The 514-nt window shown below is 31.1% G+C and carries 1 protein-coding gene; it reads left to right on the forward strand.

The genetic code is table 11. From position 1 onward, the window contains the following. Positions 1-110 precede the first annotated feature (110 nt). Complete coding sequence (locus GTQ34_RS16625) at positions 111-467, forward strand: DUF3592 domain-containing protein (RefSeq protein WP_166524930.1); 357 nt, start codon at positions 111-113, stop codon at positions 465-467. Positions 468-514: the final 47 nt, after the last annotated feature.

Below are 514 nucleotides of genomic sequence, written 5' to 3' on the forward strand. Positions count from 1 at the left end.
ATTCGAATATTAGATGATCAAATACATCGATTTTATTCCGATTTGGGAGTATAGGAATGTATTTTACATCTCAAAAAAAAAGTTAGCAATAATTAAAATCTAATCGCAACATGACAAAGGCAGACCGAAGAAAATATATTGTTTTTTCAATAGTTGGCCTTATAATCGTGAGTGGACTAATCTACAATTCCAGACAATCTGAATATTTAAAAAAAGGAAAAATGACTGTTGGAACAATAACAGATTTTCATTTTTGTAATTACAACTATTGTGGAACCTACAAGTACAAAGTAGGAGGAAAAACCTATGAAGGACATTGGAGAGGAGGTTTTTTCAAATGTCCTGATGGAACTGAAGGCTGTCTTGGAAAGGAATTTCCTGTTAGGTATTCTGCAGAAAAACCGAGCGTGAGCGAAATTCATTTAGGAGAATTTGAAAATAGAAAAAATATTACTCCAACTTTATAGAATTAAAACTTTAATCAACAACGTTAACCAAAGTTCAAATAAACGAT

The organism is Flagellimonas ochracea (assembly GCF_009903685.1).
Taxonomy (GTDB): domain Bacteria; phylum Bacteroidota; class Bacteroidia; order Flavobacteriales; family Flavobacteriaceae; genus Flagellimonas; species Flagellimonas ochracea.

What these genes read in the sequence shown, in the direction of transcription:
- GTQ34_RS16625 (WP_166524930.1), top strand. Translation starts at nt 111, where the DNA reads ATGACAAAGGCAGACCGAAGAAAATATATTGTTTTTTCAATAGTTGGC.